Source organism: Methylobacterium sp. C25 (genome assembly GCF_021352225.1).
Taxonomy (GTDB): domain Bacteria; phylum Pseudomonadota; class Alphaproteobacteria; order Rhizobiales; family Beijerinckiaceae; genus Methylobacterium.
In genome coordinates this window covers 587,673-610,908 of the sequence record NZ_JAAUVI010000002.1, presented here as the reverse complement: position 1 = coordinate 610,908, position 23,236 = coordinate 587,673, and the positions used below count along the sequence as shown (strand labels likewise).

21 protein-coding genes are annotated in these 23,236 nt (G+C 66.8%); 12 read left to right on the top strand and 9 right to left on the bottom strand.

Going from position 1 to position 23,236, the window contains the following annotated elements; genetic code table 11:
- Position 1: 1 nt before the first annotated feature.
- The 7 genes from HCU64_RS09235 (at position 2) to gatB (ending at position 7,370) form a co-directional block, all read left to right on the top strand.
- The gene (locus HCU64_RS09235) at positions 2–925 is read left to right on the top strand and encodes an ABC transporter substrate-binding protein (RefSeq protein WP_233383531.1); all 924 of its coding nucleotides are present in this window, start codon (positions 2–4) and stop codon (positions 923–925) included.
- The gene (locus HCU64_RS09230) at positions 922–1,947 is read left to right on the top strand and encodes a FecCD family ABC transporter permease (RefSeq protein ID WP_233383530.1); all 1,026 of its coding nucleotides are present in this window, start codon (positions 922–924) and stop codon (positions 1,945–1,947) included. The genes HCU64_RS09235 and HCU64_RS09230 overlap by 4 nt, the downstream gene beginning before the upstream one ends.
- On the top strand, positions 1,947–2,747 hold the full coding sequence (locus HCU64_RS09225; protein ID WP_233383529.1) for an ABC transporter ATP-binding protein: 801 nt from the start codon (positions 1,947–1,949) through the stop codon (positions 2,745–2,747). The genes HCU64_RS09230 and HCU64_RS09225 overlap by 1 nt, the downstream gene beginning before the upstream one ends.
- Positions 2,744–3,721: a DUF6925 family protein gene (locus HCU64_RS09220; protein ID WP_233383528.1), complete on the top strand. Its 978-nt coding sequence runs from the start codon at positions 2,744–2,746 to the stop codon at positions 3,719–3,721. The genes HCU64_RS09225 and HCU64_RS09220 overlap by 4 nt, the downstream gene beginning before the upstream one ends.
- On the top strand, positions 3,714–4,205 hold the full coding sequence (locus tag HCU64_RS09215) for a GNAT family N-acetyltransferase (RefSeq protein ID WP_233383527.1): 492 nt from the start codon (positions 3,714–3,716) through the stop codon (positions 4,203–4,205). Before HCU64_RS09220 ends, HCU64_RS09215 begins: the two co-directional genes overlap by 8 nt.
- A gap of 147 nt (positions 4,206–4,352) precedes the next feature.
- Entirely contained in the window at positions 4,353–5,750 is a 1,398-nt protein-coding gene (locus tag HCU64_RS09210; protein ID WP_233383526.1) for a GntP family permease, read from the top strand.
- A 147-nt stretch (positions 5,751–5,897) separates the two neighbouring features.
- On the top strand, positions 5,898–7,370 hold the full coding sequence (gatB, locus tag HCU64_RS09205; protein ID WP_233383525.1) for an Asp-tRNA(Asn)/Glu-tRNA(Gln) amidotransferase subunit GatB: 1,473 nt from the start codon (positions 5,898–5,900) through the stop codon (positions 7,368–7,370).
- A 521-nt stretch (positions 7,371–7,891) separates the two neighbouring features.
- On the opposite strand, the gene HCU64_RS09200 is transcribed toward gatB, so the two are convergent.
- Entirely contained in the window at positions 7,892–7,999 is a 108-nt protein-coding gene (locus HCU64_RS09200) for a DUF2380 domain-containing protein (RefSeq protein WP_233383524.1), read from the bottom strand.
- 128 nt (positions 8,000–8,127) lie between these two features.
- On the opposite strand from HCU64_RS09200, the gene HCU64_RS09195 reads away from it, so the two are divergent.
- Together HCU64_RS09195 and HCU64_RS09190 are read left to right on the top strand one after the other, a co-directional pair.
- A complete protein-coding gene (locus tag HCU64_RS09195; protein ID WP_233383674.1) occupies positions 8,128–9,444 on the top strand; it encodes a flavin monoamine oxidase family protein in 1,317 nt (438 codons plus the stop codon).
- 91 nt (positions 9,445–9,535) lie between these two features.
- Positions 9,536–10,165, top strand: coding sequence for a Crp/Fnr family transcriptional regulator (locus HCU64_RS09190; protein ID WP_233383523.1), 630 nt, complete (start codon positions 9,536–9,538; stop codon positions 10,163–10,165).
- A gap of 42 nt (positions 10,166–10,207) precedes the next feature.
- Here HCU64_RS09190 and HCU64_RS09185 read toward each other — a convergent pair whose 3' ends face one another.
- From HCU64_RS09185 to HCU64_RS09175, 3 genes are all read right to left on the bottom strand, one after another.
- Positions 10,208–10,633, bottom strand: a complete 426-nt coding sequence (locus HCU64_RS09185) for a cupin domain-containing protein (RefSeq protein WP_233383522.1) — start codon at positions 10,631–10,633, stop codon at positions 10,208–10,210.
- A 42-nt stretch (positions 10,634–10,675) separates the two neighbouring features.
- A complete protein-coding gene (locus HCU64_RS09180; protein WP_233383521.1) occupies positions 10,676–11,830 on the bottom strand; it encodes a complex I NDUFA9 subunit family protein in 1,155 nt (384 codons plus the stop codon).
- Positions 11,831–11,980: 150 nt separating this feature from the next.
- Complete coding sequence (locus HCU64_RS09175; protein ID WP_233383520.1) at positions 11,981–12,610, bottom strand: DUF7379 domain-containing protein; 630 nt, start codon at positions 12,608–12,610, stop codon at positions 11,981–11,983.
- Between the two features lie 215 nt (positions 12,611–12,825).
- Between HCU64_RS09175 and HCU64_RS09170 the strand changes: the two genes are divergently transcribed.
- From HCU64_RS09170 to HCU64_RS09160, 3 genes are all read left to right on the top strand, one after another.
- Positions 12,826–13,998 (top strand): MFS transporter, encoded by a 1,173-nt coding sequence (locus HCU64_RS09170; protein WP_233383519.1) that lies wholly within the window; start codon positions 12,826–12,828, stop codon positions 13,996–13,998.
- A gap of 107 nt (positions 13,999–14,105) precedes the next feature.
- The gene (locus tag HCU64_RS09165; RefSeq protein WP_233383518.1) at positions 14,106–16,298 is read left to right on the top strand and encodes a primosomal protein N'; all 2,193 of its coding nucleotides are present in this window, start codon (positions 14,106–14,108) and stop codon (positions 16,296–16,298) included.
- Positions 16,299–16,357: 59 nt separating this feature from the next.
- Positions 16,358–16,720 (top strand): STAS/SEC14 domain-containing protein, encoded by a 363-nt coding sequence (locus tag HCU64_RS09160; protein ID WP_233383517.1) that lies wholly within the window; start codon positions 16,358–16,360, stop codon positions 16,718–16,720.
- A gap of 59 nt (positions 16,721–16,779) precedes the next feature.
- Here HCU64_RS09160 and HCU64_RS09155 read toward each other — a convergent pair whose 3' ends face one another.
- The 5 genes from HCU64_RS09155 to lptG all read right to left on the bottom strand — a co-directional run bounded on the left by HCU64_RS09155 (position 16,780) and on the right by lptG (position 23,229).
- Positions 16,780–17,178: a hypothetical protein gene (locus HCU64_RS09155; RefSeq protein ID WP_233383516.1), complete on the bottom strand. Its 399-nt coding sequence runs from the start codon at positions 17,176–17,178 to the stop codon at positions 16,780–16,782.
- Positions 17,179–17,589: 411 nt separating this feature from the next.
- On the bottom strand, positions 17,590–18,450 hold the full coding sequence (gene rsmA / locus HCU64_RS09150) for a 16S rRNA (adenine(1518)-N(6)/adenine(1519)-N(6))-dimethyltransferase RsmA (protein WP_233383515.1): 861 nt from the start codon (positions 18,448–18,450) through the stop codon (positions 17,590–17,592).
- Complete coding sequence (pdxA, locus tag HCU64_RS09145) at positions 18,447–19,463, bottom strand: 4-hydroxythreonine-4-phosphate dehydrogenase PdxA (RefSeq protein ID WP_233383673.1); 1,017 nt, start codon at positions 19,461–19,463, stop codon at positions 18,447–18,449. The genes rsmA and pdxA overlap by 4 nt, the downstream gene beginning before the upstream one ends.
- 27 nt (positions 19,464–19,490) lie before the next feature.
- Entirely contained in the window at positions 19,491–22,085 is a 2,595-nt protein-coding gene (locus HCU64_RS09140) for an LPS-assembly protein LptD (RefSeq protein ID WP_233383514.1), read from the bottom strand.
- A 55-nt stretch (positions 22,086–22,140) separates the two neighbouring features.
- Positions 22,141–23,229 carry an LPS export ABC transporter permease LptG gene (gene lptG, locus HCU64_RS09135; RefSeq protein WP_233383672.1) on the bottom strand — a complete coding sequence of 363 codons (1,089 nt, stop codon included), beginning with the start codon at positions 23,227–23,229 and terminating at the stop codon, positions 22,141–22,143.
- Positions 23,230–23,236: the final 7 nt, after the last annotated feature.

Here is a 23,236-nt window from a genome sequence, read left to right as displayed (position 1 = left end):
GATGCGAAACCTGTCCCTCCTTCCCGCGACTCTCCTGGCGGTGTGCCTAGCCGCCAGCAGCGTTGCGGCGGAAGGGGCGGCGCGCCCGGCACGCGTCGTCTCCGTGAACCTCTGCGCGGACGAACTCGTCCTGCGCCTCGCCGACCACGATCAGATCGCCGCCGTGACCTGGCTCGCGCGCGATCCGCGCGGCTCTTCGGTCTTCGCCGAGGCCGCCGACGTGCCGCTGACGCGCGGTCTGTCCGAGGAGGTGATCGCTCTCCATCCCGACCTCGTGATCGCCGGGGCCTTCACCACGCGCAGCGCCGTCGGGATGCTGAAGCGGATCGGGATGCCGGTGCTCGAACTCGGCCTCCCAGGTGGTTTCGACGGCGTCCGTGCCCAGATTCGTACCGTCGCCAAGGCGTTGGGCCATCCCGATCGTGGCGAGGCCCTCGTCGCCGATCTCGACAGGGGGCTCGGAGAGGCCTCGCCAGCCCCCCGGCCGCTGCGTGCACTCGTCATGCGTCCGAACGGCTTCACCGTCGCGCCCGGCTCGCTCGGAGATGCGGTGATCCGTGCGGCTGGGCTCGTCAACGTCGCCGCGGAGATCGGCCGTGATCGCTCGGGCCAAGTGCCGCTTGAGGCCGCTGCATTCGCCGATGCCGACCTCATCGTTCTCGACGATTCCAACCCCGGCACGCCCTCGGTCGCCGATGCGCTGCTCCATCATCCGGTGCTGGAGCGGCTTCGCCGTGAGGGGCGCACCGTCTCGATTCCGAACCGGCTCTGGAACTGCCCTGGACCTCAGGTGGTGGAAGTCGTGAAACGGCTGACGGAGGCTGCCAGGGCGCGTACGGCCGTCCAGGTCCTCCCTCCTGTGTGGGAGAGAGCGCAGGCCAAGCAAACGGGAGAGGGTTTTTCGCGCGACGGCTCCGTCCAATGAACGCACCCTCGCCGCCCATCGTCGTTCGGCAATACCGCCCCGGGCGCTGGCTCGTGCCAGCCCTGGCCGTCCTCGTCGCCACTCTCCTGGTTGCCTCCGTCGCTAGCGGCTATGCCGCCTTGGACGTGCCGGCAGCCTTCGCAGACTGGCTCGCTGGGCGCACCACCCTCCCGGCCCTGGTGCTGTGGGAGTTGCGCATTCCGCGCGCGCTACTCGGGGCGCTCGTCGGCTTCAGTCTCGGACTGACCGGTGCGGTGATGCAGGGTTATCTGCGCAACCCGCTCGCCGATCCGGGCATTCTGGGCATCTCGTCTGCCGCAGCGTTGGGCGCGGTCATCGTGTTCTATAGCGGGCTCGCCGGAGCACTGAGCCTCGCCCTGCCGCTCGGCGGTATCGCCGGAGCCGCGGGCGCGGCGCTCGCCATCAACCTGCTCGCGATGCGCGGTACCGGCACCCTTGGATTGATCCTTGCCGGCGTCGGCCTTTCGAGCCTTGCCGGTGCGCTGACGGCGCTCGCCCTCAACTTCGCACCGAACCCCTATGCAGCCCTGGAGATCGTTTTCTGGCTGATGGGTTCGCTCATCGACCGCAGCATGGACCACGTCTGGCTTTGCTTGCCGCTCATGCTCGTCGGCTGGCTGATGATGTTCTCCACCGGCCGGGCGCTCGATGCGCTGTCCCTCGGTGAGGACACGGCGTCGAGCCTCGGGTTCAATCTTGTCTCCGTGCGGTTGCGCATCGTGACGGGGGCTGCACTCGCAGTCGGCAGCGGTGTCGCAGTTAGCGGGGCGATCGGCTTCGTTGGGCTCGTGGTGCCGCATCTGATGCGCCCGCTGGTTGGAGCGCGGCCTTCGGCCAGCCTGCTGCCGAGCGGCTTCGCGGGTGCCGCGCTCGTGCTCCTCGCCGACATCGCGGTGCGGCTGCTGCCGACGCGGCCGGAGCTGAAGCTCGGTGTCGTGACGGCCCTCGTCGGTGCGCCATTTCTCATTGGCCTGCTGTTTCACCACCGGGGGAGGGGCTGATGCGCCTCGCGGTGGAGGATGCGGTCATTCGCCTCGGCGGCCGCATGATCCTGGACCGGGTCGGCCTCACCGTGGAGCGCGGCGAGTTCGTCGGCCTCGTCGGGCCTAACGGAGCGGGCAAGACCACCTTGCTGCGCGTGCTCGCTGGGCTGATCGAGCCCGATGCCGGCCAGGTCACGATCGATGGCAGGCCGATCACCAGCGTAACGCGTGACGAGCGAGCCCGGCGCGTCGCGGCTTTCTTCCAGGGCGCCGGCATAGGCTGGCCGATGAGTGTGCGCGAGATCGTCGCCCTCGGCCGGTTGCCCCATCGCAGTGCGTTCGCCGCCGAAAGCGCCGCCGATCATGCGGCGATTGCCCGCGCGATGGCCCTGACGGAGGTTGCGCATCTCGCCGCGCGGACCGAGCCGACACTCTCCTCCGGCGAGCGCATGAGGGTGTTGCTGGCCCGTGCGCTCAGCGTCGAGGCCGAGATGCTCCTCGCGGACGAGCCGATCACGGCCCTCGACCCGGCCCATCAGCTCGACGCGATGGCGCTGCTTCGCAAGGTCAGCCATGGCGGTGCCGGCGTAATCGCCGTGCTGCACGACCTGACCCTCGCCGCGCGCTTCTGCGACCGGCTCGTCGTGATGGCGCAGGGTCGCATCGTCGCCGATGCCGCCCCCGTCGCCGCATTGGACGATGGATTGCTGCGCTCGGTCTTCGGCGTCACCGCTCAGAGGGGCCGCCATGCCGATGGCGGGGCCTATATCCTGCCCTGGACGCGCGCAGGGACGGAACAGGGAGGGACACGCCCATGACGATCGCCACCGCGGAGGAGATGGACGACGTGCGCGCCGTCGAGGCCCTGCTGCGCACCAGCCTCGCCGATCCGGAGACGGCCTGGAGCGTCGGCAGCTTCGGTGCCATCGCCGAGTTCATGCGCGACGCCGACGAGACCGTCACCGAGCTGACCGACGGCCGGCTCGGCGCCTATACCTCGCGCGGCGCCGTCGCTTTCACGCCTATCCCAGGCTTGCGCCCGGTGGCCTACGAGACCGCGATCAATTCCGGCTGGAACCACGCGGTCGCCTTCTGCCTGCCGGAGGAGGCCTGCGCGATGACGCGGCGAAGCGTCGTCACCGAGCTCGGACCCGACAGGGATGCCGCCCGCGACGAGGACCGCGATGCGATCCTGTTCGATCTCGGCCTCGATCTGCTCGCCGTCGATGCCTGCGTCCGCTCGGCCGATCCGGAGGTGATCGCCTGCCTGCGCGCCGGCTCCGGCAAGCCGATCTTCGACCATGCCAATCCGATCGGGCCGCGCCTCGTCGAGCTGAGCCCCAACCGGGTCTTCGTCGGCCGCGCCGGCCGCGTCGAGGTCTTCCAGCCGATCCCTCCTGCGGACGGCAAGAGCCCCGAGGGGCCGCATACCCATGTGATGCCGCAGCTGCTCAAGGGCGGACGGACGCATGCGGCCACCACACCGATCCCGGAAGGTTTCGTGCCCTTCGCCGCGATGCACCCGGCGCATCCCTACAAGGACGCGCTCGGTCAGCGCATCCCGTTCCGGCAGGAGCGCGTGGATGCCTTCCAGGCACTCCTCGACCGCTGGGGGAATCCCGACCTCGTCGCAGCCAAGCGCCATGTCGCCGAAGGCGGCAACCCGGACGAGGTCGGCCGGGGCCGTCATCTGCAGGCGGCGCGGCGTGTGGCCGAGAACCAGGCGCGCTATCGACGCGGCGAGATCATGGAGATCGAGGCGGACGAAGAGGATCCGGGTGCCTGTGAGTGACCTGAACGTCCGCCCGGCTACGCCAGCCGATCGCGGCGCGATCCTCTCGATCCTCGAGCCGATTGTTCGCGCCGGCGAGACCTATACCCTACCGAGTGATTGGAGCGGCGACGCCATCCTCGATTACTGGATGGCCCCCGCTCATCGCGTGCTCGTGGCCGAGAGCGGCGGTCGCGTGCTCGGCACCTGCTACATTCGACCGAACCAGCTCGGAGGCGGCGCCCATGTCGCGAATGCAGGCTACGCGACCCATGCCGACGCCACGGGCCGCGGGGTCGCGCGTGCCATGGCCAAGCGCTCGTTCGATGTGGCGCGCGAGGCCGGTTTCACGGCGATGCAGTTCAACTTCGTGGTGGCGAGCAACGAGCGTGCAATCGCCCTGTGGCGCTCGTTCGGCTTCGCTGAGGTGGGCCGCCTTCCCGAAGCGTTCCGCCATCCCCGCCTGGGGCTGGTCGATGCCTTGGTGATGCACCGGATGCTCTGAGGTTGGTTTCGAAATATGGCCTCTTGTCATCGCCGTTGCGTGCGGCGCGGCTAGCTCGCCATCAATTCTTCGCGGGCGTGCGGCCATCGCTTGACTCCCGCCGCGTCCAGCTTCGACAGCATTATCCTGCCATTCCAAGGAGTGCCGATGAGCTTCGTGGTCTGCCTCGCGGCGCTGTTCTTCCTGATGGCGGTCGCCTATCGCGGCTTCTCCGTCATCCTGTTCGCGCCGATCGCGGCCATGGCTGCGGTGCTCGTCACCGACCCGGCCGCCGTGCCGACGATCTTCTCCGGCCTGTTCATGGAGAAGATGGTCGGCTTCCTGAAGCTGTACTTTCCGCTCTTCCTGCTCGGCGCCGTCTTCGGAAAGCTCATCGAGATCTCGGGCTTCGCCCGCTCCATCGTCGGCGCGGTGACGGGTTTGCTCGGGCAGGGCAGGGCGGTGGCCGCCATCGTCCTCGTCGGCGCGATCCTGACCTATGGCGGCGTCTCGCTCTTCGTGGCGGTGTTTGCTGTCTATCCCTTCGCGGCCGAGCTGTTTCGGCGCAGCGACATTCCCAAGCGCCTGATCCCCGGCACGATCGCGCTCGGCGCCTTCACCTTCACCATGGACACCCTGCCGGGCACCCCGCAGATCCAGAACATCATCCCGACGAGCTTCTTCAAGACCGACGCCTACGCCGCGCCCTGGCTCGGCATCATCGGCTCGATCTTCGTCTTCACGCTCGGCGTCGCCTGGCTCGAATTCCGTCGCCGCCGGGCTGCCGCCGCCGGCGAGGGCTACGGGGCCGACCATGCCGAGGAGCCGGTCGCGAGCGAGGACAAGATCACGATCCATCCCGCCATCGCGCTGTTGCCACTCTTCATCGTCGGCATCGGCAACAAGCTGCTGCTCTCCTGGATCACCGCCTCCTACGGCACGGAGGCCTCGGCAGCGCTCAATCCGGACATGGTCGCCCATCCCGTGACGGTTCAGGTGAAGGCGGTCGCCGCGATCTGGGCCGTGGAAGGCGCGCTGATCCTCGGCATCCTCGCCACGGTGCTGCTCGGCTTCCGCAACCTCGCGAGCCGGTTCTCCGAGGGCTCCAAGGCGGCGGTGGCCGGCTCGCTGCTCGCCGGCATGAACACCGCCACCGAATACGGCTTCGGCGCGGTGATCGCGGCGCTGCCGGGCTTCAAGGTGATCTCGGATGCGCTCTCCGCGATCCCGAACCCTCTGGTGAACGAGGCGGTGACGGTGAACGTGCTCGCCGGCGTCACGGGCTCGGCCTCGGGCGGCCTCTCGATCGCGCTGGCCGCGCTCGGCGAGCGCTTCGTCCAGGCGGCGCAGGCCTCCGGGATTCCGCTGGAGGTGATGCACCGCGTCGCCTCCATGGCCAGCGGCGGCATGGACACGCTGCCGCATAACGGCGCGGTGATCACGCTGCTCGCCGTGACCGGGCTGACGCACCGGCAATCCTACGGCGACATCTTCGCCATCACCTGCATCAAGACGCTGGCGGTGTTTTTCGTGATCGGCGTCTATTACGCGACGGGATTGGTGTGACGACGAGTTGCCGTCATTCCGGGTTCCGCTTCGCGGCCCCGGAATGACGGTGGTGAGGACGCCCATTGCCTTGACCGGCGAGCCTCGCCCTTCCTACACACGCCGAAGATCGCGGATTGATCGTCCGCGCCGAGAGTTCGAGACGTCATGAACGCCCCCGTTTCCCCGAAAAAGCTCATCAAGGGCGGCCTGCACGACTGGGAGGTCGTGATCGGCATGGAGATCCATGCCCAGGTCACTAGCCGCTCCAAGCTGTTTTCCGGCGCCTCCACCGAGTTCGGCGGTGAGCCGAACGACCACGTCTCGCTGGTGGATGCGGCGATGCCCGGCATGCTGCCGGTGATCAACGAGGAATGCGTGGCGCAGGCTGTGCGCACCGGTCTCGGGCTCAAGGCCAAGATCAATCACCGCTCTGTCTTCGACAGGAAAAACTACTTCTATCCGGATCTGCCGCAGGGCTATCAGATCTCGCAGTACAAGGACCCCATCGTCGGCGAGGGCGAGGTGCTCGTCGATCTCGCGGATGGCGAGTCGATCACGGTTGGCATCGAGCGCCTTCACCTGGAGCAGGATGCCGGCAAGTCGCTGCACGACCAGGACCCGACCAAGAGCTTCGTCGACCTCAACCGTTCCGGCGTCGCGCTGATGGAGATCGTCTCGCAGCCTGACCTGCGCTCCTCCGAGGAGGCGCGGGCCTACGTGACCAAGCTGCGCACCATCCTGCGCTATCTCGGCACCTGCGACGGCGACATGGAGAAGGGCAACCTGCGCGCCGACGTGAACGTCTCGGTGCGCAAGCCCGGCGACCCGCTCGGCACGCGCTGCGAGATCAAGAACGTCAACTCGATCCGCTTCATCGGCCAGGCCATCGAGACCGAGGCTCGCCGCCAGATCGCGATCATCGAGGATGGCGGCACGATCGACCAGGAGACCCGGCTCTACGACCCGAACAAGGGCGAGACCCGCTCCATGCGCTCGAAGGAAGAGGCGCACGACTACCGCTACTTCCCCGACCCGGACCTGCTTCCGCTCGAATTCGACCAGGCCTTCGTCGACGGGCTGGCCGAGGGCCTGCCCGAACTGCCGGACGCCAAGAAGGCGCGCTTCATCGCCGATTTCGGGCTCAGCGCCTACGATGCCGGCGTGCTCGTCGCCGAACGCTCCTCGGCCGACTATTTCGAGGCCGTGGCGCGAGGGCGCGATGGCAAGGCCGCTGCGAACTGGGTGATCAACGAGCTGTTCGGCCGCCTGAACAAGGAAGGCAAAGGCATCGAGGACACGCCGGTCTCGGCCGAGCAACTCGGCGGGATCGTCGATCTGATCGGCGAAGGCGTGATTTCCGGCAAGATTGCCAAAGACCTGTTCGAGATCGTCTGGTCCGAGGGTGGCAGCCCGCGCGAGATCGTCGAGCAGCGCGGCATGAAGCAGGTCACCGACACCGGCGCCATCGAGGCGGCGATCGACGAGATCATCGCCAAGAATCCAGACAAGGTCGCCCAGGCCAAGGAGAAGCCGACGCTGCTCGGCTGGTTCGTGGGGCAGACCATGAAGGCCACTGGCGGCAAGGCCAACCCGGCTTCGGTCAATGCCCTGCTGAAGGCGAAGCTCGGGATCGACTAGGTCCCGTTCGCCGACAGTCATCATGCGAAATGCGCCCGCCGTCCGGAGGCCGGGGCGCTGGGCAGCTACGCTCGCGATCGTCTTCGCCGAGGAGGAACCGCGGCGGAAGCGGCTCTAGGTGGGGCTGATGCGTGTTCGAAGTCGTACCTATACAGGTCGCTTCTGCGCCCCTGGGGCCGCTTCCGTCCGGTGGCTCGTAACGCGCCGCTCAATCTCAGGCCAAACCGAACCTGAGGTCGTCTAAGCGGCTTTCCGCTGGGGTGGAGTCATTCCTGTCTCCTTCAGCCAATACTCTTCGCAACAACGATAAAATGATCGCTGTCTCTCCGAGCTGTCAGTGCTTCCCTTTCGAAGCACTTGTGGAGACTGCGACTGTGTTCGCCTCTCGTCAAGCCGAAAACGCGCACAAGCTTGGTCGAATTCGACCGCAACAATGCTTGTTCCGGCGACTGGTGTGCACGTTCAAATGCTTACCGCACCGCAGCACCGGGGCGAGAAAGTCGCTCGTCGCCATGAAAACATCATCGGTCGAGGAGTTGATTCTTGACGAGGTATTTGATCCCACGATCGAAGGACTCGTCGGTGTTACCGCGTAGATCGACACTGAAAGCCTTCCCATCCGGCCGCATTTCTGACTGGTGTCGTCAGGCTCCTCCGCGCGGATGCGAAGACCGACCTCTGCGGCCCATGTAACAGGACCGAGATGCGTCGCGGAGTACCCGGTGACGATGTGGCGCGGATCTGCGAGCACAGCGCCATGACGCCCGACCGCCTTGCCGTTCCGCCTGCGCATGCCCGCTTCCGCTCGACGGTAATGCCGCGCTTTGCGCCGTTGCCGACCTCGCCAAACGTCATCGTCGTCGGGGCCGGTGCGGCGGGCATCGGCGCGGCGCGCAGGCTCATCGAGGCCGGGCTATCCGTCGCGGTCCTCGAAGCACGCGACCGCGTCGGCGGCCGGGCTGTCACCACGAGCCTGCGCGGCCATCCGATCGACCTCGGTGCCCATTGGCTTCATGCGGGCCCGGTCAACCCGCTGGTCGCGCTGGGCCGGGCGCGCGGCGAGCCCCTGCGCAAGGCGCCGCAGAACGGGCACCTCGTCATCGGCCGCCGTCGCGCGCGGCCGGCCGAGCGGCGCGCCTTCTCCAGCGCCTTCGATCTCGCCGACCGCGCGATGACGCTCGGGGCATCCAAGACGAGCGAGGATTGCGCGGTGGGCTCGCTCGTTCCCGTCGGGCTTGGGCCATGGCGTGACCGGATCGAACTGGTCCACGCGCTGGTCTCCGGCCGCCCGCTCGATGAGGTCTCGCTGCACGACTGGCCGAGCCTCGAATACGGCGAAAACTTCTTCGTCGACGGTGGGTATGGCGCCTACCTCGCGCGGCTGTCGCAAGACCTGCCGATCGTCCTGCGGATGCCGGTTACCCGCATCGATCGCTCGGCGGACGGCGTGAAGGTCGGAACTGCGGACGGCGCCTCACTCTCGGCAAAGGCCGTGATCGTCACGGTGCCGATCATGGTGCTGCAATCCAGTATCCGCTTCACGCCGGCCCTGCCTCCTGCCATCCGCTCGGCGATCGACGGATTTATCTCCGGCACCTACGAACACGCCGTGCTGCACTGGCCGTCGGCCCCCTTTCAGGGCCGCGATCGGCTTGCGAGTGTCATCGGCGGACGACACCGCCCACCCGGCATGCTGACACGGATCGGAGGGTCACCCTTTCACTTCTTCGAGATGGATGCTGCTATGGCCGAAGGGCTCGATGCCAAGCTGGCTCCGGCCAACGCAGCCCGTCATCTCGTGCGTGCCGTGCTCGCCGAGCATTTTGGCTATCGCGCCATCGACGACCTCGCCATCCCTGCCGTGACCGAATGGCGGCGGGATGCCCGGTCGCTTGGCTCGTGGGCTGTCGTGCCTCCAGGCCACGCCCCAGCGCGGGTTGCGCTGAAGGCGCCGGTCGACGAGAGACTCTGGTTTGCGGGCGAGGCCTTGTCGCGCGAGCAATGGGGCACGGCGGGTGGCGCCTACGCGGAAGGGGCGCGGGCGGCCGATGAAGTCATCGAACGGTTTGGGTAACGCCACGCCTGAGCCGTGCCGCATTGCGCAGTCAGGGTGACGGGACCGGCGGTTCGAGCGGGCTCGACGATACCGGATCGCAGGGGGATGCATGAACTGGGTCGAGGCGATCGGCTATGCCGGCACCGTGCTCACTGTCGCCTCGTCGGCGATGAGTACGATGATACCGCTGCGCATCGTGGCGCTCACGGCGAGCTGCGTGGTCATCACCTACGGTCTGATGATCAACAGCATGCCCGTAGTGCTGACTGAAATGATCCAGATTCCATTCAACGCCTGGCGGCTGTTCCAGATGGTTCGTCTCGTGAAGGACGTCGAGAAGGCCGCTTCCGGCGATCTCTCGCTCGACTGGCTCAAGCCGTTCGGCAAGGCACGTCAGTTCAAGGCGGGGCAGGTGATCTTTCGGTTGGGAGACGAAGCCTCGGAGATGTTCACGATCGAGAGCGGGCGTTTCCGTATCCCGGAGCACGACATCGAGCTCGGTGCGGGCGACGTCGTCGGCGAACTCGGCATGCTCGCGCCGGACAATCGCCGCACCGGCTCGCTGGTCTGCATCGAGAGCGGGCACGCGCTCTGCCTAGCATATTCGGAAGTGAAGCAGCTCTACTACCAGAACCCGGAATTCGGATTCTATTTCCTCAAGCTGACCAGCGAGCGGCTCTTTCAACATGCCGGGCGGCCAACAGCCGCGCCATCGCCAGCTGCGGCCGAAGTCGTCTGAACTGAGCCTTCGCGGCCGTCGGCTCACCGACGATGGGCGGCCTCAGTCCTTCTGCCGCATGAAGCTGTCGGGCGTGCCGGTACCTTCTTTGATGAAGCGGATGTCGCGCGGAGCGCGGCGAGGCGTGTCCACCGAGAGGAATACCATCGGCTCTTCGAGGATCTCCGGCACCGAGTGGACGACGCCCCGCTTGAACACCACGAGTTTGCCTGGCCCGACTTCCACCGGCGCCTCGTCTCCGAACTTCATCAGGCAACGGCCCGACAGCGAGTAGAGATACTCGTCGCAGGTGGAGTGGGTGTGCGGCGGCGTCGGCTTGTACACGCGAAACACGCGGGCACTCGCCGCCTCGTCGTCGGTGAAGCGATGGTCGGCGACCATCGTGTCCGAGGTCTCGGGGAGCCGGGCGGCATATTCAGCCACGTCGAACACCGCGTGATCCACGACGGACGCTTCGCTCGACATCATCTGACTCCCTGGCTCTCTCGCTTCCGCCGGCTGAGCCCAAGCTCAGTTGCGCGTTCCCCAGCGCTTGCCCATGGCACCGGCCGGCGCCGACCCCTGTCCGATTGCAGGCCCGCTCGCCGTGCGCGGGTGATGTGCGGATTGAGCGCCGGTCGGCTGCGACGCGAGCAGATCGGGAATGGCTTCCTCGCTCTCGGTGCCGCGGCCCTGTGCGAACTGGCCGTGCTTGCGGTACGTCCAGAGATAGCCCGGCACCACGGCTTCGGCAGCTGTCGGTGAAATGCCAAGTCCCTCGATGGTGCGGCCTTCTGTTTTCGCCGCCTCCGAGACGACATTGTCGGTCTGCAGCATGATCACCTGGTCGCGAGTCAGCTTGAGGTAATCGGGCAGAAGGCCGAGCGTCGCCGTGTTGACCAACTCGAGCGCTCGAGCCTGTAGACGGGCGAGTGGCCATGGGAGGTCGACGACGACGCGATGGCGCATCGTCACCTCGAGCATGTAGCGCACGAAGTATTCCAGCGTGCTGACCTCGGGGCCGCCCAGCTCGTAGACCTTGCCGCCTTCCGCCTTGCCGTCGACGGCCCGCGCGATCGCCTCGGCGACGTCGCCGACGAAGACAGGCTGGAATTTCGTCAGGCCACCGACGAGCGGCAGCACAGGAAGCATGGTCGCCAGTGTCGCGAACCGATTGAAGAAGCTGTCGCCGGGGCCGAATTGCAGCGACGGCCGGAAGATCACCGCATCTGGCCGTGCCTTCAGCACCTCTGCCTCACCGAGCGCCTTCGAGGCGGCATAGAGTGACTCGGATGCCGCATCGGCACCGAGGGCGGAGACGTGAACAACCCGCGCGCCGACATTCGCCGCGGCGCGCGCGATCTCGCCGGCGCCCTCGGTCTGAAGCCGGGAGAAGCGCTGGCTTCCGGTCTCCTGAAGGATGCCGACGAGGTTGATGACGACGTCGGATCCTTCGACGGCGCGGCGGATCGAGTCGTGATTGCGCAGGTTCGCCTGCACGGCGACGATCTGGCCGACCCAACCGAGCGGCTGCAGGAACAGCGCGAGATCCGGCCGGCGCACGGCGACCCGGATGCGATAGCCGCGTTTCGCCAGGGCGCGCACCACGTGCCGGCCGAGGAAGCCGGAGCCGCCGAACACAGTCACGAGCTGATCTTGCGGGCGGGTCGGGGGATCGATGCTCATCGCCGAAGAACCTGTCTCAAGCGCATCCCGACGGGACGACCACCGTTTTGGCGGCGGCGGGGGCGCGCAACACACGGAACCGAGATGGCCCATCACGAGATAACCCGTGGGCCGCAGCCTCGGCAGGCCGCTTCTTAGAACAGTTTCGGTTCAGCGGGGAGCGGCTTCCTCACGCGAAAACGCGCGATCGCTGGCGAAGCGGCCTTCGCGCACGAAATGCAGCGCCTCCCGGATGACGCGATGGTTCCACATCATCGTGATGTGAGTGGTGTGGAGGGTCAGATGCGCGCTCATGCCGTCGACGCGAGTGCGGGCGACGGTGACGCGCCCGTCATTCGGACCCGGCAGCAGCAGCCAGGATTCGAGAGGGTAGAGGCTGCGGTCGGCTGCGATGATTCCGAGCGGGTAGTCGACCGGTCCCACCAGCCGCGTCAGTGTCTCGCTCCGTTGTGTCGCCAACTGAGCGCCGGCGGGTCCGAAGAACCGGCGGTAGAGACGGGAGTGACGCAGCGCGTCCGCCACCTCGCTGCCTCCGTTCGGCGGCCCCAGCATTACGACGCGGCCCAGTTTGGCTGGTCGATGCCGAGTGATCAGTGCACGCGCGACGAGCCCGCCCATCGAATGCGTGACGAAGTGGACTTGCGCGACACGCGCCGAGAAGGTGGCGATGTCGGAACGGATGATCCCGGCAATGGTGCCGAGCGCGGCCTGCCGTGCCGGATAGTCGATGTTCAGCGTGGCGTAGCCGGCCGCAGCAAAGGCGCGTTCGAGGCTTCGCATGGAGGAGGCGCGCCGCGCGGTACCATGGAGCAGAACGACTCCGTCCCGCGGAGGCGCTACTCCACATTGTCCGATCATCGCGCCCTCGATTCGGGACGGGACAGGGTGCAGCCGATCATCACCTCATCCTAGATCATGCCGTGTTTTGACCGATGCGGCCAGAACACGGAAATCGCGATCGATTCAAAGAGTTAGACCAGTCAAATCGAGATGGAATGACGACGTCTGGCGCGAGAGGCAAGAGCAGCTTTCTGACGAGCTACCTGGCCTTGTTCGCCGCGCTCTATGGCGGCTATGGCGCCCTGTCTCCATTCTTGCCGGCTTACCTCGCTGAGCGCGGATTGTCGCCGCAGGAGATCACGACCTTTCTCGCTGCCGCGACCCTGACCCGCCTTGCGGTCGGCCCCGTCGCCGGGCGCATCGCGGACTGGACTGGCCGCGCACAGGCGCTGCTTGCGGCGTGTCTCGCTCTCGCCGGGATCTCCAACCTCGCTCTGCTGGCCGGGCACGGCCTCTGGCCGATCATCGTCATCGGCATCGTCCAGTCGATTTGGACCGCGCCGCTTGCTCCCATCGCCGACGCCCTGGCTCTGGCGGCGGCGGGGAGTGGGCGGATTTTCGAGTATGGCTGGGTCCGCGCCGCCGGCTCCGCCGCCTTCATCGCGGCAACGATCCTGACCGGATTTCTCGTCGGCATCTGGGGCAACTCGGCAGGGATCTGGGCATGCGGCACAGCATTCGCTGCGGCGGCCGTTTTCGCGCTTCGACTTCGCCTCCCACCTCGGGAAAAGGCGGGTGATTGGAGGATGTCTCCGCAGATCGGATTTGGTGCGCTCGCGGCCATTCCGGCCTTTCGCCGCGTGGTTCTTGCCGCCGCACTCGTCATCGGCGCGCACGCCATGCACGATGCCTTTACCGTCATCGTCTGGCGAGAGGCGGGGATCTCTGCCGGCACCGCTGGCCTTCTCTGGTCGGAATCGGTTGCTGCAGAGGTTCTGGTTTTCCTCTGGCTCGGTCCGCGGCTCCTATCGTGGATCGGATCACCGGGCGCGATCGCCCTCGCGGCCATCGCAGGAGCCCTGCGCTGGGCCGTCCAGGGCGCAACAACCTGGCTGCCGGCGCTCGCGGCCATCCAGGTCCTGCATGGGCTGACCTTCGCCGCCCTGCATCTCGCTTGTCTCGCACTGATCGAGCGCTCTGTACCGGACGGGTTGCGGGCGACGGCGCTCGGTGTCTACGGCGCGCTCGGCCTCGGCCTCGCCTCGGCGCTGCTGACGCTCGCCGCTGGCCAACTCTACGGTCTGGTCGGCATCCGCGCCTTCTGGGCGATGAGCGCGCTCAGCCTCGCTGCCGTTCCGATCGCGCTGTCGCTTCGTGGCGGGAAATGACATAGCGCTGCCGGGCTGCTGGCCGCATCGACGGGTCTTGATCGACAGCGGACCGGTACAAATGTAGAACAAAAAGCCGCGAGCCTGCAGTCGCCTCGTCAGGTTACATGCCTCAGATCGCCGATATCCTGATCCCTTTGGCGCTCGACACCGCCTATAGCTATGCGGTGCCGGTGGGTCTCACGTTAAAAAACGGCGATGTCGTGCAGATCCCGCTGGGTCCGCGGGAGACCGTCGGTGTGGTCTGGGGCGTGGAGGATCGGGCCTCGGGGAGCAATCTACGCCCGGTGAGCGGGGCTATCGAGGCGCCCCCGCTATCTGAACCGCTGCGGCGCCTCGTCGACTGGCTGGCGCGCTACACGCTCGCTCCGAAGGGCTCGGCGCTGGCCATGGCCCTGCGCCTACCCGACGAGACAGCGCGCACCGAGGTCGCGCGAGTCGGCGTGCGAGCCGCTGGCAATTCTCCTGCCCGGGCCACTGCTGCCCGTACCAAAGTGCTCGCCGTTGCTGCTGATGGCGGCGTCCGCGGCAAGAGTGCGCTGGCCAAGGAGGCAGGCGTCTCGCTGAGCGTGGTTGATGGGCTGGTCGACGACGGCGCCCTGGAGACGGTGGCCCTGCTGCCCGAGCCGGTGGCGCTACCGCCGGACCCGGATTTTCCGCGCGAGACGCCGTTGTCGGAGGCGCAGGACGCGGCAGCAAGACAATTGATCGCGGCCTTCGACCCCGCACCCTCTCCGGCAGAAGGGAGAGGCTTGGGTGACACGATCCTCCTCGAAGGCGTCACCGGCTCCGGCAAGACCGAGGTCTATTTCGAGGCCGTCGCAGAATGCGTGCGGCGCGGCCGGCAGGCGCTCGTGCTCATGCCCGAGATCGCGCTGACGGCACAGTTCCTCGACCGGTTCGCCGCGCGTTTCGGGGTGCGGCCGGCGACCTGGCACTCGGGGGTGGGCGGCAAGCGCCGGGAGCGGCTGCGGGCCGCAGTCGCGAAGGGCGACGTGTCCGTAGTGGTCGGCGCGCGTTCGGCGCTGTTCCTGCCTTTCGCCAATCTCGGCCTCATCGTCGTCGATGAAGAGCACGAGACCGCTTACAAGCAGGAGGATGGCGTCCATTACCACGCCCGCGACATGGCAGTGGTGCGCGGGCGGCTCGAAGGCTGCCCGGTGGTACTGGCCTCGGCAACGCCGTCGATCGAATCGCGGGTGAACGCCCAGCGTGGGCGTTACGGCCATATCGTGCTGCCTGAGCGTTTCGGCGGCCGGCGGCTGCCCGACATCACAGCCATCGACATGCGCCTGGACAAACCTGAGCGCGGCCGATTCCTGTCGCCTCCGCTGGTCGCGGCGGTGAAGAAGACGGTTGCGGATGGCGAGCAGGCCCTGCTTTTCCTCAATCGGCGCGGCTACGCCCCCCTCACACTCTGCAGCGCCTGCGGCCATCGCTACCAGTGCCGCAATTGCTCGACTTGGCTGGTGGAGCACCGGTTCCGCAAGGCGCTGGTCTGCCACCATTGTGGTTACACCGAGCGGAAGCCGGAGGCCTGCGTTGAGTGCGGTACCTTCGACCATCTCACGCCGTGCGGCCCCGGTGTCGAGCGGATCGCCGAGGAGGCCGCGGAGCTGTTTCCCGACAAGCGCATCATCGTGCTGTCGAGTGACTTTCCCGGAGGTACCGAGCGGCTGCGTCAGGAGCTCGAAGCGGTCGCGGCGGGTGAATGCGACATCGTCATCGGCACCCAGCTGGTCGCCAAGGGGCACAACTTCCCGCACCTGACGCTGGTCGGCGTGCTCGATGCGGATATCGGCCTGACCTCCGGCGACCCGCGCGCGGCGGAGCGCACCTTCCAGCTTCTCCAGCAGGTTACCGGCCGCGCCGGGCGCGGCGAGCGGCCGGGGCGTGCCCTGGTGCAGACCTACCAGCCCGATCATCCGGTGATCGCGGCCCTGCTCTCCGGCGAGGCCGAGCGGTTCTACGAGGAGGAGATTTCTGCGCGCGAGGCGGCCGGTCTGCCGCCCTTCGGCCGACTCGCGGCGCTGATCGTCTCGGCCGCCGAGCGCGAGGTGGCCGAAGCGCATGGCCAAGCTATGGCCCGAGTCGCCGATCCACCGGCCGGGATCATGGTGCTCGGTCCAGCGGAGGCGCCGCTCGCGCTGGTGCGCGGACGCTACCGCTTCCGGCTGCTGGTAAAAACCGACCGGGGAATCGACATCCAGAGCTATCTGCGCGATTGGCTTGCCAGGAGCCCGAAGCCGCGCGGCAATACCAAAGTCACCATCGACGTGGATCCGCAGAGCTTCCTCTAGGGTTTGGCAGCGTTCCTGCCTTCACACGCAGACTGCGTATCGCGAGGAGCTCGAAGACCGTGCTGACCTACGAGAAAAAGCCCAAATCCAGTTTCGCCGAGATCGTCGTCGATGGGAAAATCACCGACGAGGAGATGAACACCGTCATGGCGGCGATGAAGGCCGACTTGGATACCGGCACGAAGCTCAAGCTTCTGGAGGATATTCGCACCTTCGAGGGCATGGAGCCGGCGGCCTTCTTCAAGGACCCGCGCTTCGGTATCTCGATGATGAAGGGCGTGAGCCACGTCGCGCTGGTGACCGATGCGCAATGGCTGAAGATGGTCGCCGAGACCTTCAGCTTCGTCTCGCCGACCCAGATCAAGGTGTTCGAACGCGCCAAGATCGACGAGGCGCGCGCCTGGCTCAACGCTGCCGCCTGAGAGCAAGGCAGCTTCCCAATGACGGCGGGCCGCTTACCCGGCCCGTCGCTGAAGGACAATCAGTCTGCCTGCGCGGTCCGCGTGGTGTGACGGTGCGCCGTCCAGCGGCCGGAGCAGAGCGAAGAGACCTTCCAGGAGCCCGAGCCGCTTTGCGTCTGCAGCCGGCCGGAGGCGGAGCCGCTGGCTGCGCTGGTCGCGACGTTGAGCCCGACCGCACCGTCCTTGCCAACCCGGCCGGTGACCGTGGCTCCGCTGCTCGCCGCCTTCGAGATCGGCCGGACCTGCCCGTCGATCACCGAAAGCGAGTAGCTGTAGCGCGCGTCACAGAGCGCGCCGCTCTCCGTCACCAGCTCAACCGACCAGGTACCGTCGAAGTTGGCGTCACGCGCGCCCGCCGGCAGAGCGAGATGCGAGGTCAGGCCGGCGGCGAGGGCGAGCGTGAGAGCGAGCTTCGACATGCGTCATCCATCCGAGAGGGTCGGGCGACCCGAAGCAGTTCGCTGCCTCGAACCAGTGAGTATTGAGAATGAACGCAACATACCTGACGAAGCGGCGAGATTGTGACGCCTAGAAGCTGAGCCATAGAAGATCGTTCGGATACGGCCAAGTTTAGATCATGTATTCTACAACATGCGCGTCTCTTCTTGAGTTCCCGGGTCTCATCTTCGTTATGTTGATAAGTCCAATCATATTCATTTGAGAAGAATTCGGTCGCCGTTTCTTTCTCGCGAATGGCGGGCCGCGCTGTCCGGCATGGCAGCAAAAAAAACCCGCGCCGGACGAGCCGGGCGGGGTTGAGAGGTCTCGCGCTCCTTGGAGGACGGCGCATTGAGGTCAACGGCCGGGCTATCGGCCTTAATCCCGCCGGCTCACTCTCGTGCAGAGGCTGCCAGAAGACGGGCCAGGGCGACAAAACCTTCGACCGGCACCTCCTCTGCGCGCGCCGTCTCCGGCAGGCCTGCGGCGGTCAGGAGGCTGATCGGATCTGGCGTCGCTGCCTTGAGGCTCTGGCGGAGCATCTTGCGACGCTGACCGAAGGCGGCGCGGGTCACCGTCTCCAGCGTCTTCACCGAACAGGGCATCGGTTCGGCCCGCGGGATCACCGACACCACGCTCGATGTGACCTTCGGCGGTGGCACGAAGGCGGAAGCCGCCACGTCGAACAGGATCGTCGCCTGGGCTCGCCAGCCGCAGAGCACGCCGAGCCGCCCGTAATTTGCCCGGTCATCGGTATCGGCCACGATGCGCTCGGCGACCTCGCGCTGGAACATCAAAACGGCGCGGTCCCACCAGGGCGGCCAATCCGCCTCCGTCAGCCAGTCGGTGAGGAGGGGAGTGCCGACATTGTAGGGAAGGTTCGCCACGATGCGCGCCGGACCCTGTCCGATCAGCGGGCGCGGATCGAATCCGACGGCGTCGGCGTCGACCACCTCGAGCCGGCCGGGATAATGGGCGGCAATCTCGGCCAGAGCCGGCAGGGCGCGAGGATCGCGCTCGATCGCGACGACCTTGCCTGCGCCTGCGGCCAGCAAGGCGCGCGTCAGGCCGCCGGGCCCTGGGCCGACCTCCACCACGGTAACGCCGTCGAGCGGTCCGGCCGCACGGGCGATCCGGCCGGTCAGGTTGAGGTCGAACAGGAAGTTCTGGCCGAGTGCCTTCTTGGGCTCGAGGCCGTGCCGTCTCACCACCTCACGCAGAGGCGGCAGGCCGTCGGAGGCGAACTCGCTCATGGCCGTGCCGTGAGGCGGTGAGCGAGGCGCAGGGCGGCGATTAGACTGTCGGCGCGCGCGATACCCTGTCCGGCAATGTCGAAGGCCGTGCCGTGGTCCGGTGAAGTCCGGACGAATGGCAGTCCGAGCGTGACGTTGACGCCGTCGTCGAAGGCCAGCGTCTTGATCGGGATCAGCGCTTGGTCGTGGGTCGGCGTCAGCGCGACGTCGTAGGCCGCTCTGGCTCGCTCGTGAAAAAGGGTGTCGGCAGGCAGCGGGCCGCGGATGTCGATCCCCTCGGAGCGCAGCTTTGCTACTGCGGGGGCGAGGACGTCGCGGTCCTCGGTGCCCATGGTGCCGGCCTCGCCGGCATGCGGATTCAGGCCGGCGAGCACGAGCCGGGGACTTGTCAGGCCGAAGCGCTCGCGCAGCCCGGCATGGACGACCCGCGCGGTACGCTCGACGAGATCCTGCGTCAGCAGTTCCGGGACGCGGCGCAAGGCAACGTGGATCGTGACCGGCACGACGGAGAGCGTCTCGCTCCACAGCATCATGACCGGTAGGGGCACGTCGCGCCCCGGCTCCGTGGCGAGGGCGGCCAGGAACTCGGTGTGTCCCGGATGTGCGAAGCCCACCTGGGTCAGGACGAATTTGGCGATCGGATTGGTCACGACGGCCGAGGCACGCCCTCTCCGCACCAGATCGACGGCAGCGGTGATCGACTCGATCGTCGCCCCGGCATTCGCGGAATCCGGCAAACCGGGCGAGGCCGCTACCTTGGTACCGCTCGGCAGTGGCCAGACGGGCAGGGCGCGCGGAAACACCTCGACGGCGTATTCGGGATCAACTTCGGCAACCGGCACGAGCAACCCGAGCCGGTGCGCGGCGGCCTCCAGGAATTCGGGGTCGCCGATCAGCAGGAAGGGCGGGACGTCCCGTTCGACCCTCGCGCGCCAGGCTGCGAGGGCGATCTCGGGGCCGATCCCGGCCGGATCGCCAAGGGTGAGCGCCAGCGGCGTATCGTCGGTCATGATCCGGCGACGCCTACAGCAATCTCGCGCTCAGCGCACCGCGGAGATGCCGTCGGCGGTGGTGACCGTGTTGACGTTTTGCTTCAGGTCCGCTTCGCCGAGCGTCTTCAGCTCGATGCGCAGCAGCACGGTCTGATTTTTCTCGCGAGTGCCGAGCGCCGTAGCGATCGGCGAGTTGATGTAGTTCAGCGAGACCGTGGTGCACTCGTCCTGATAGCCGGCGCCGACGCTCAAACCAGTCGAGAAGAAGCGATCACCGGGCGAGTAGACCGGCGGCGCGCCGATGGGATTGGCGAGATACGCCGTCAGGGCGTCGTTGTAGAGGTCGCGGTTGTCGAGGTAGCGGGTCAGGTCGAACAGCACCGAGCCTGAGACGAACCAGTTCGGCGTGATGTGATACGTCGCGGAGGCTGTGATGCCTTCGCGGCGATGGTCGAAGCCGAGCGCCGGCTGTGCGCCGTAATAGGAGTAGAACACCGAGGTATCGAGCGGCAGGAACGGCGCGAAGCGCGCAATGACACCGGCCTCGAAGCGGTTCAGGCTGAAGTCGTTCTGCGCGAGACGGGTGCGCGCGATGAAGGTGATGTTCTTGTTGGGCGAGACCTGAGCCCGGCCGACGAAGTCGGAATACTGGTTCTCCAGGCCCGAATCGAGGCCGACATTGGCGATGTCGCCGCGCCGGAACGAATTGACGCCGGCGATGGCGATCGACTCGCCGGCCATCAGGTTTGCGTACCAGCCGGAGGGCGTGACCACCGAGTATTGTCCGCCAACATTGGCGCGCACGCCGCCCTCGACGCGGTCGTAGCCCGAGAACTTGTCCCATTCGAACAGCGAGGTGTCGTCGAAGACGAGGCTCTGCGCATCCTCGTTCGGCAGGCGGCCGATACGGGTCTCGCTCGGCCGCACGATCACCTGGGCGATCGGCTCGATGGTATGGACGCCGAGCGCGCCGAAATCGGAAACGAACGGATAGCGCCAGTCGATGCCGATTGCCGGCATCACCCGGCTGACCGCTCCGTCATTGACCGAGGCGATGCTGCTGACGTTGGCGTTCTGGTAGCCCGACAGGCTCGGGCTGTCGAAGAACGAGTCTGCCCGCAAGTAGGTGAACGGCGTCCACGCCATTCCGAAATCGTCGATGAAGGTCCGCCGCCAGGAGGCCTGAGCCGATAGGCGAGTATCCGTCCCGGCGAGGCCGCGCACGAGGCAGGTGCTGCGCGTGAAGGTGCTGCAGGTTTCGTAGAGCGGGTAGTTCACCCCGCCGACGCTCGGCGTGAACACATAGGCGGTTGTGCGCGGGATGCCCTGGAAGTCCGTGGCGTCGCGGGTCATGCTGGTGAGGTTCGTCTGCAGGCGAACCTCACCGCCGAGCAGGCCGGGGCCGTTGATGCGCTTGTCGTAGTCGATCACCGGGGCGACGACCGGCTGCTCCTTCTGCCAGTCGAAGCTCGACAGGGACTTGAAGTAGTAGCCGCGAGCCTCGAACCAGGAGCGGTCGCCCTGGCCGATCAGGTAGGCCGTCGACACCGCCTCACGGAAGTAGTCGGCCGTCACGTTCTGGTTGCGGATGCGATAGTTGTCCAGGAACCACTTGTCGGTCACGCCGACGAGGTCCCAGCCCATCCGCCAACGGTCGTTGATGTAGAAGCGGCCCTTCGACTCGACGGAGCCGCGGAGGTCTCGGTCGGCCGCGCCGAGCGGTCCGGGCAGGAACGCGCTCGGCGTCGTCTGCGAGATGCCGGACAGGCGGATGCTGAATTGGCCGTTGTCGAAGCGCTGGCGGTACTCGGCCTGTCCGAGCAGGCCCTGGCGGCTGACGAAGGTCGGCGTGATCGTCAGGTCGTAGCTCGGGTCGAGATTGATGAAATACGGCGTGCCGACGCCGGTTCCGAGCGCCGTCGACGTGATGAAGCGGGGCGTCAGGAAGCCGGTCTTACGCTTCACCGACGGGTCGGCCGACTCGAAATACGGCAGGTAGGCGATCGGGATTCCGCCGATCTCGAGGGTCGAGTCCTCGTAGTAGATCGTGTGCGTCTCGCTGTTCTGGATGATCTTGGCAGCCTTGATCTGCCAGAGCGGCGGTCTCTCGGGATGGTCCTTACAGGGCTCGCAGGCCGTGTAGGTCGCGTAATCGAAGCTGGTCTGCTCGCCGTCGATCCGCTCGGCGCGAGGCGCCGAGATGCGGGTGCGCACCGGCTGACCCTTGGACTGGACCGTCGTCTGGATGCGCAGGCTGTCGATGAAGCCGTTCTTGAAGTCGTCCGTCAGCTCCATCCGCTCGCCGGTGACGACCGAGCCGGTCCCGTCGGTGAGGCGTACGTTGCCTTCGGCGAAGACTCGGCTGGTGGTGCGGTCGTAGCGGACGCGGTCGGCCTGGAGCGTTCGGTTGCCGTAATGCAGCTCCGCATTGCCCCGTGCGGTCACGGTGTTGTGGTCGTTGTCGTAGATCAGCTCGGCGGCCTCGACGAGCAGGCGCTCGTTACCCTTCGGCTTCGAGGCTGCGGCGAGCTTGTCCTCGAACGCGCTTTGGGCAAGCGCCTGCGATGCCCCGGCGGTGATCGCAGCCGAGAGCAGAAGCAGGGCCAAGCCGGCCTGGACCGTGATGTCGGCGACCTTACGCAACGGGTCTCCAAAACCTTTTCCCGGTCGTCACTGCGTCTTGCTCCTGAAGCCGGGCCTAGCCGTCTTCCTGGTAGAGAAGCGTGAGCGTACCGAGCAAACTCCCTACCACGGCCGGGAACCACGCCGCCACTGGCGGAGTGATCAAACCCGAGGCTCCCAACCCCTCCGTGACCTGCCGGACCACGTAGAGAAGGAAGCCCGCAGCCACCCCGCCGAGCACCAGTTTTCCCACTCCACCAAAGCGGAAGAACCTTAAGGAAACCGTTGCTGCGACTAGCACCATGGCCAAAAACAGCAGCGGCCGAGCGGTCAGGACATCGTACTGGAGTCGGTATCGCGTGGCGTCCAAACCGGACCGTTCGGTGCGTGCGATGGTCTCCTGCAGTTGCCAGAAGGGCACAGATTCCGGGGGGGTGAAGCGTTGCCGCACCTGCCCCGGGTCGAGACTCGACGCGATGAGGTAGGTGTCGAAGCTCTCCGGAGGCTCGTCCTTGGCGAGCAGCCGCACGTCCTGCAATTCCCAGTACCCATCGTGCAGGATCGCGCGGGCCGCCTCGATGTGAGTCTCGAAGATGCCGGTGTTGCTGAACGTGAAGATCGAGACTCCGGCCAGGGTCGTCGTGCCCTCCACTGCAGTCTCCGCGCGAATGATCGCCTCGCCATCGAGGCCACGCTGACGCAGCCAGAGATCCTTGCCCGACCCCGCCTTCGTCGACTTGGCGAAGATCTTGGCCTCGATCTCGGTGGAGCGCTGCTTCATCACGGCGGAGATCGGGTTGTAGATTCCGATCGACACCGCGCCGATCCCGAGCGCGACGAACAGTCCAGGCTGCAGGAACTGCCAGGCCGAGATACCGGCTGCTCGCGCCACCACAAGCTCCAGCTTGCGCGAGAGCTGGAGCAAGGCCGCCATCGATCCGAACAAGACGGCGAAGGGCAAAACGCCTTCAGCCACGGCCGGCGTGCGATAGAAGGCGAGCTTCGCCATCAAGCCGGGTGATGCGCCCTCGGCGTCGCCGGCGCGCCGCAGCAACTCGACGAAATCGAGCGTGTAGACGAGCGCGAAAACGGTGACGAACACACCGAGGATGGTGCGCACGAAGCGCAGAGCGAAATAACGCCCCAGTGTAGGCCCGATCAGCAGCACGGCG

Bases quoted from the DNA above. Each gene is read 5' to 3' on its own strand.
- HCU64_RS09235 (WP_233383531.1), top strand. From the start codon at position 2: ATGCGAAACCTGTCCCTCCTTCCCGCGACTCTCCTGGCGGTGTGCCTA.
- HCU64_RS09230 (WP_233383530.1), top strand. From the start codon at position 922: ATGAACGCACCCTCGCCGCCCATCGTCGTTCGGCAATACCGCCCCGGG.
- HCU64_RS09225 (WP_233383529.1), top strand. From the start codon at position 1,947: ATGCGCCTCGCGGTGGAGGATGCGGTCATTCGCCTCGGCGGCCGCATG.
- HCU64_RS09220 (WP_233383528.1), top strand. From the start codon at position 2,744: ATGACGATCGCCACCGCGGAGGAGATGGACGACGTGCGCGCCGTCGAG.
- HCU64_RS09210 (WP_233383526.1), top strand. From the start codon at position 4,353: ATGAGCTTCGTGGTCTGCCTCGCGGCGCTGTTCTTCCTGATGGCGGTC.
- gatB (WP_233383525.1), top strand. From the start codon at position 5,898: ATGAACGCCCCCGTTTCCCCGAAAAAGCTCATCAAGGGCGGCCTGCAC.
- HCU64_RS09200 (WP_233383524.1), bottom strand. From the start codon at position 7,999: ATGCGGCCGGATGGGAAGGCTTTCAGTGTCGATCTACGCGGTAACACC.
- HCU64_RS09195 (WP_233383674.1), top strand. From the start codon at position 8,128: ATGACGCCCGACCGCCTTGCCGTTCCGCCTGCGCATGCCCGCTTCCGC.
- HCU64_RS09190 (WP_233383523.1), top strand. From the start codon at position 9,536: ATGAACTGGGTCGAGGCGATCGGCTATGCCGGCACCGTGCTCACTGTC.
- HCU64_RS09185 (WP_233383522.1), bottom strand. From the start codon at position 10,633: ATGATGTCGAGCGAAGCGTCCGTCGTGGATCACGCGGTGTTCGACGTG.
- HCU64_RS09180 (WP_233383521.1), bottom strand. From the start codon at position 11,830: ATGAGCATCGATCCCCCGACCCGCCCGCAAGATCAGCTCGTGACTGTG.
- HCU64_RS09175 (WP_233383520.1), bottom strand. From the start codon at position 12,610: ATGCGAAGCCTCGAACGCGCCTTTGCTGCGGCCGGCTACGCCACGCTG.
- HCU64_RS09170 (WP_233383519.1), top strand. From the start codon at position 12,826: ATGACGACGTCTGGCGCGAGAGGCAAGAGCAGCTTTCTGACGAGCTAC.
- HCU64_RS09165 (WP_233383518.1), top strand. From the start codon at position 14,106: ATGCCTCAGATCGCCGATATCCTGATCCCTTTGGCGCTCGACACCGCC.
- HCU64_RS09155 (WP_233383516.1), bottom strand. From the start codon at position 17,178: ATGTCGAAGCTCGCTCTCACGCTCGCCCTCGCCGCCGGCCTGACCTCG.
- rsmA (WP_233383515.1), bottom strand. From the start codon at position 18,450: ATGAGCGAGTTCGCCTCCGACGGCCTGCCGCCTCTGCGTGAGGTGGTG.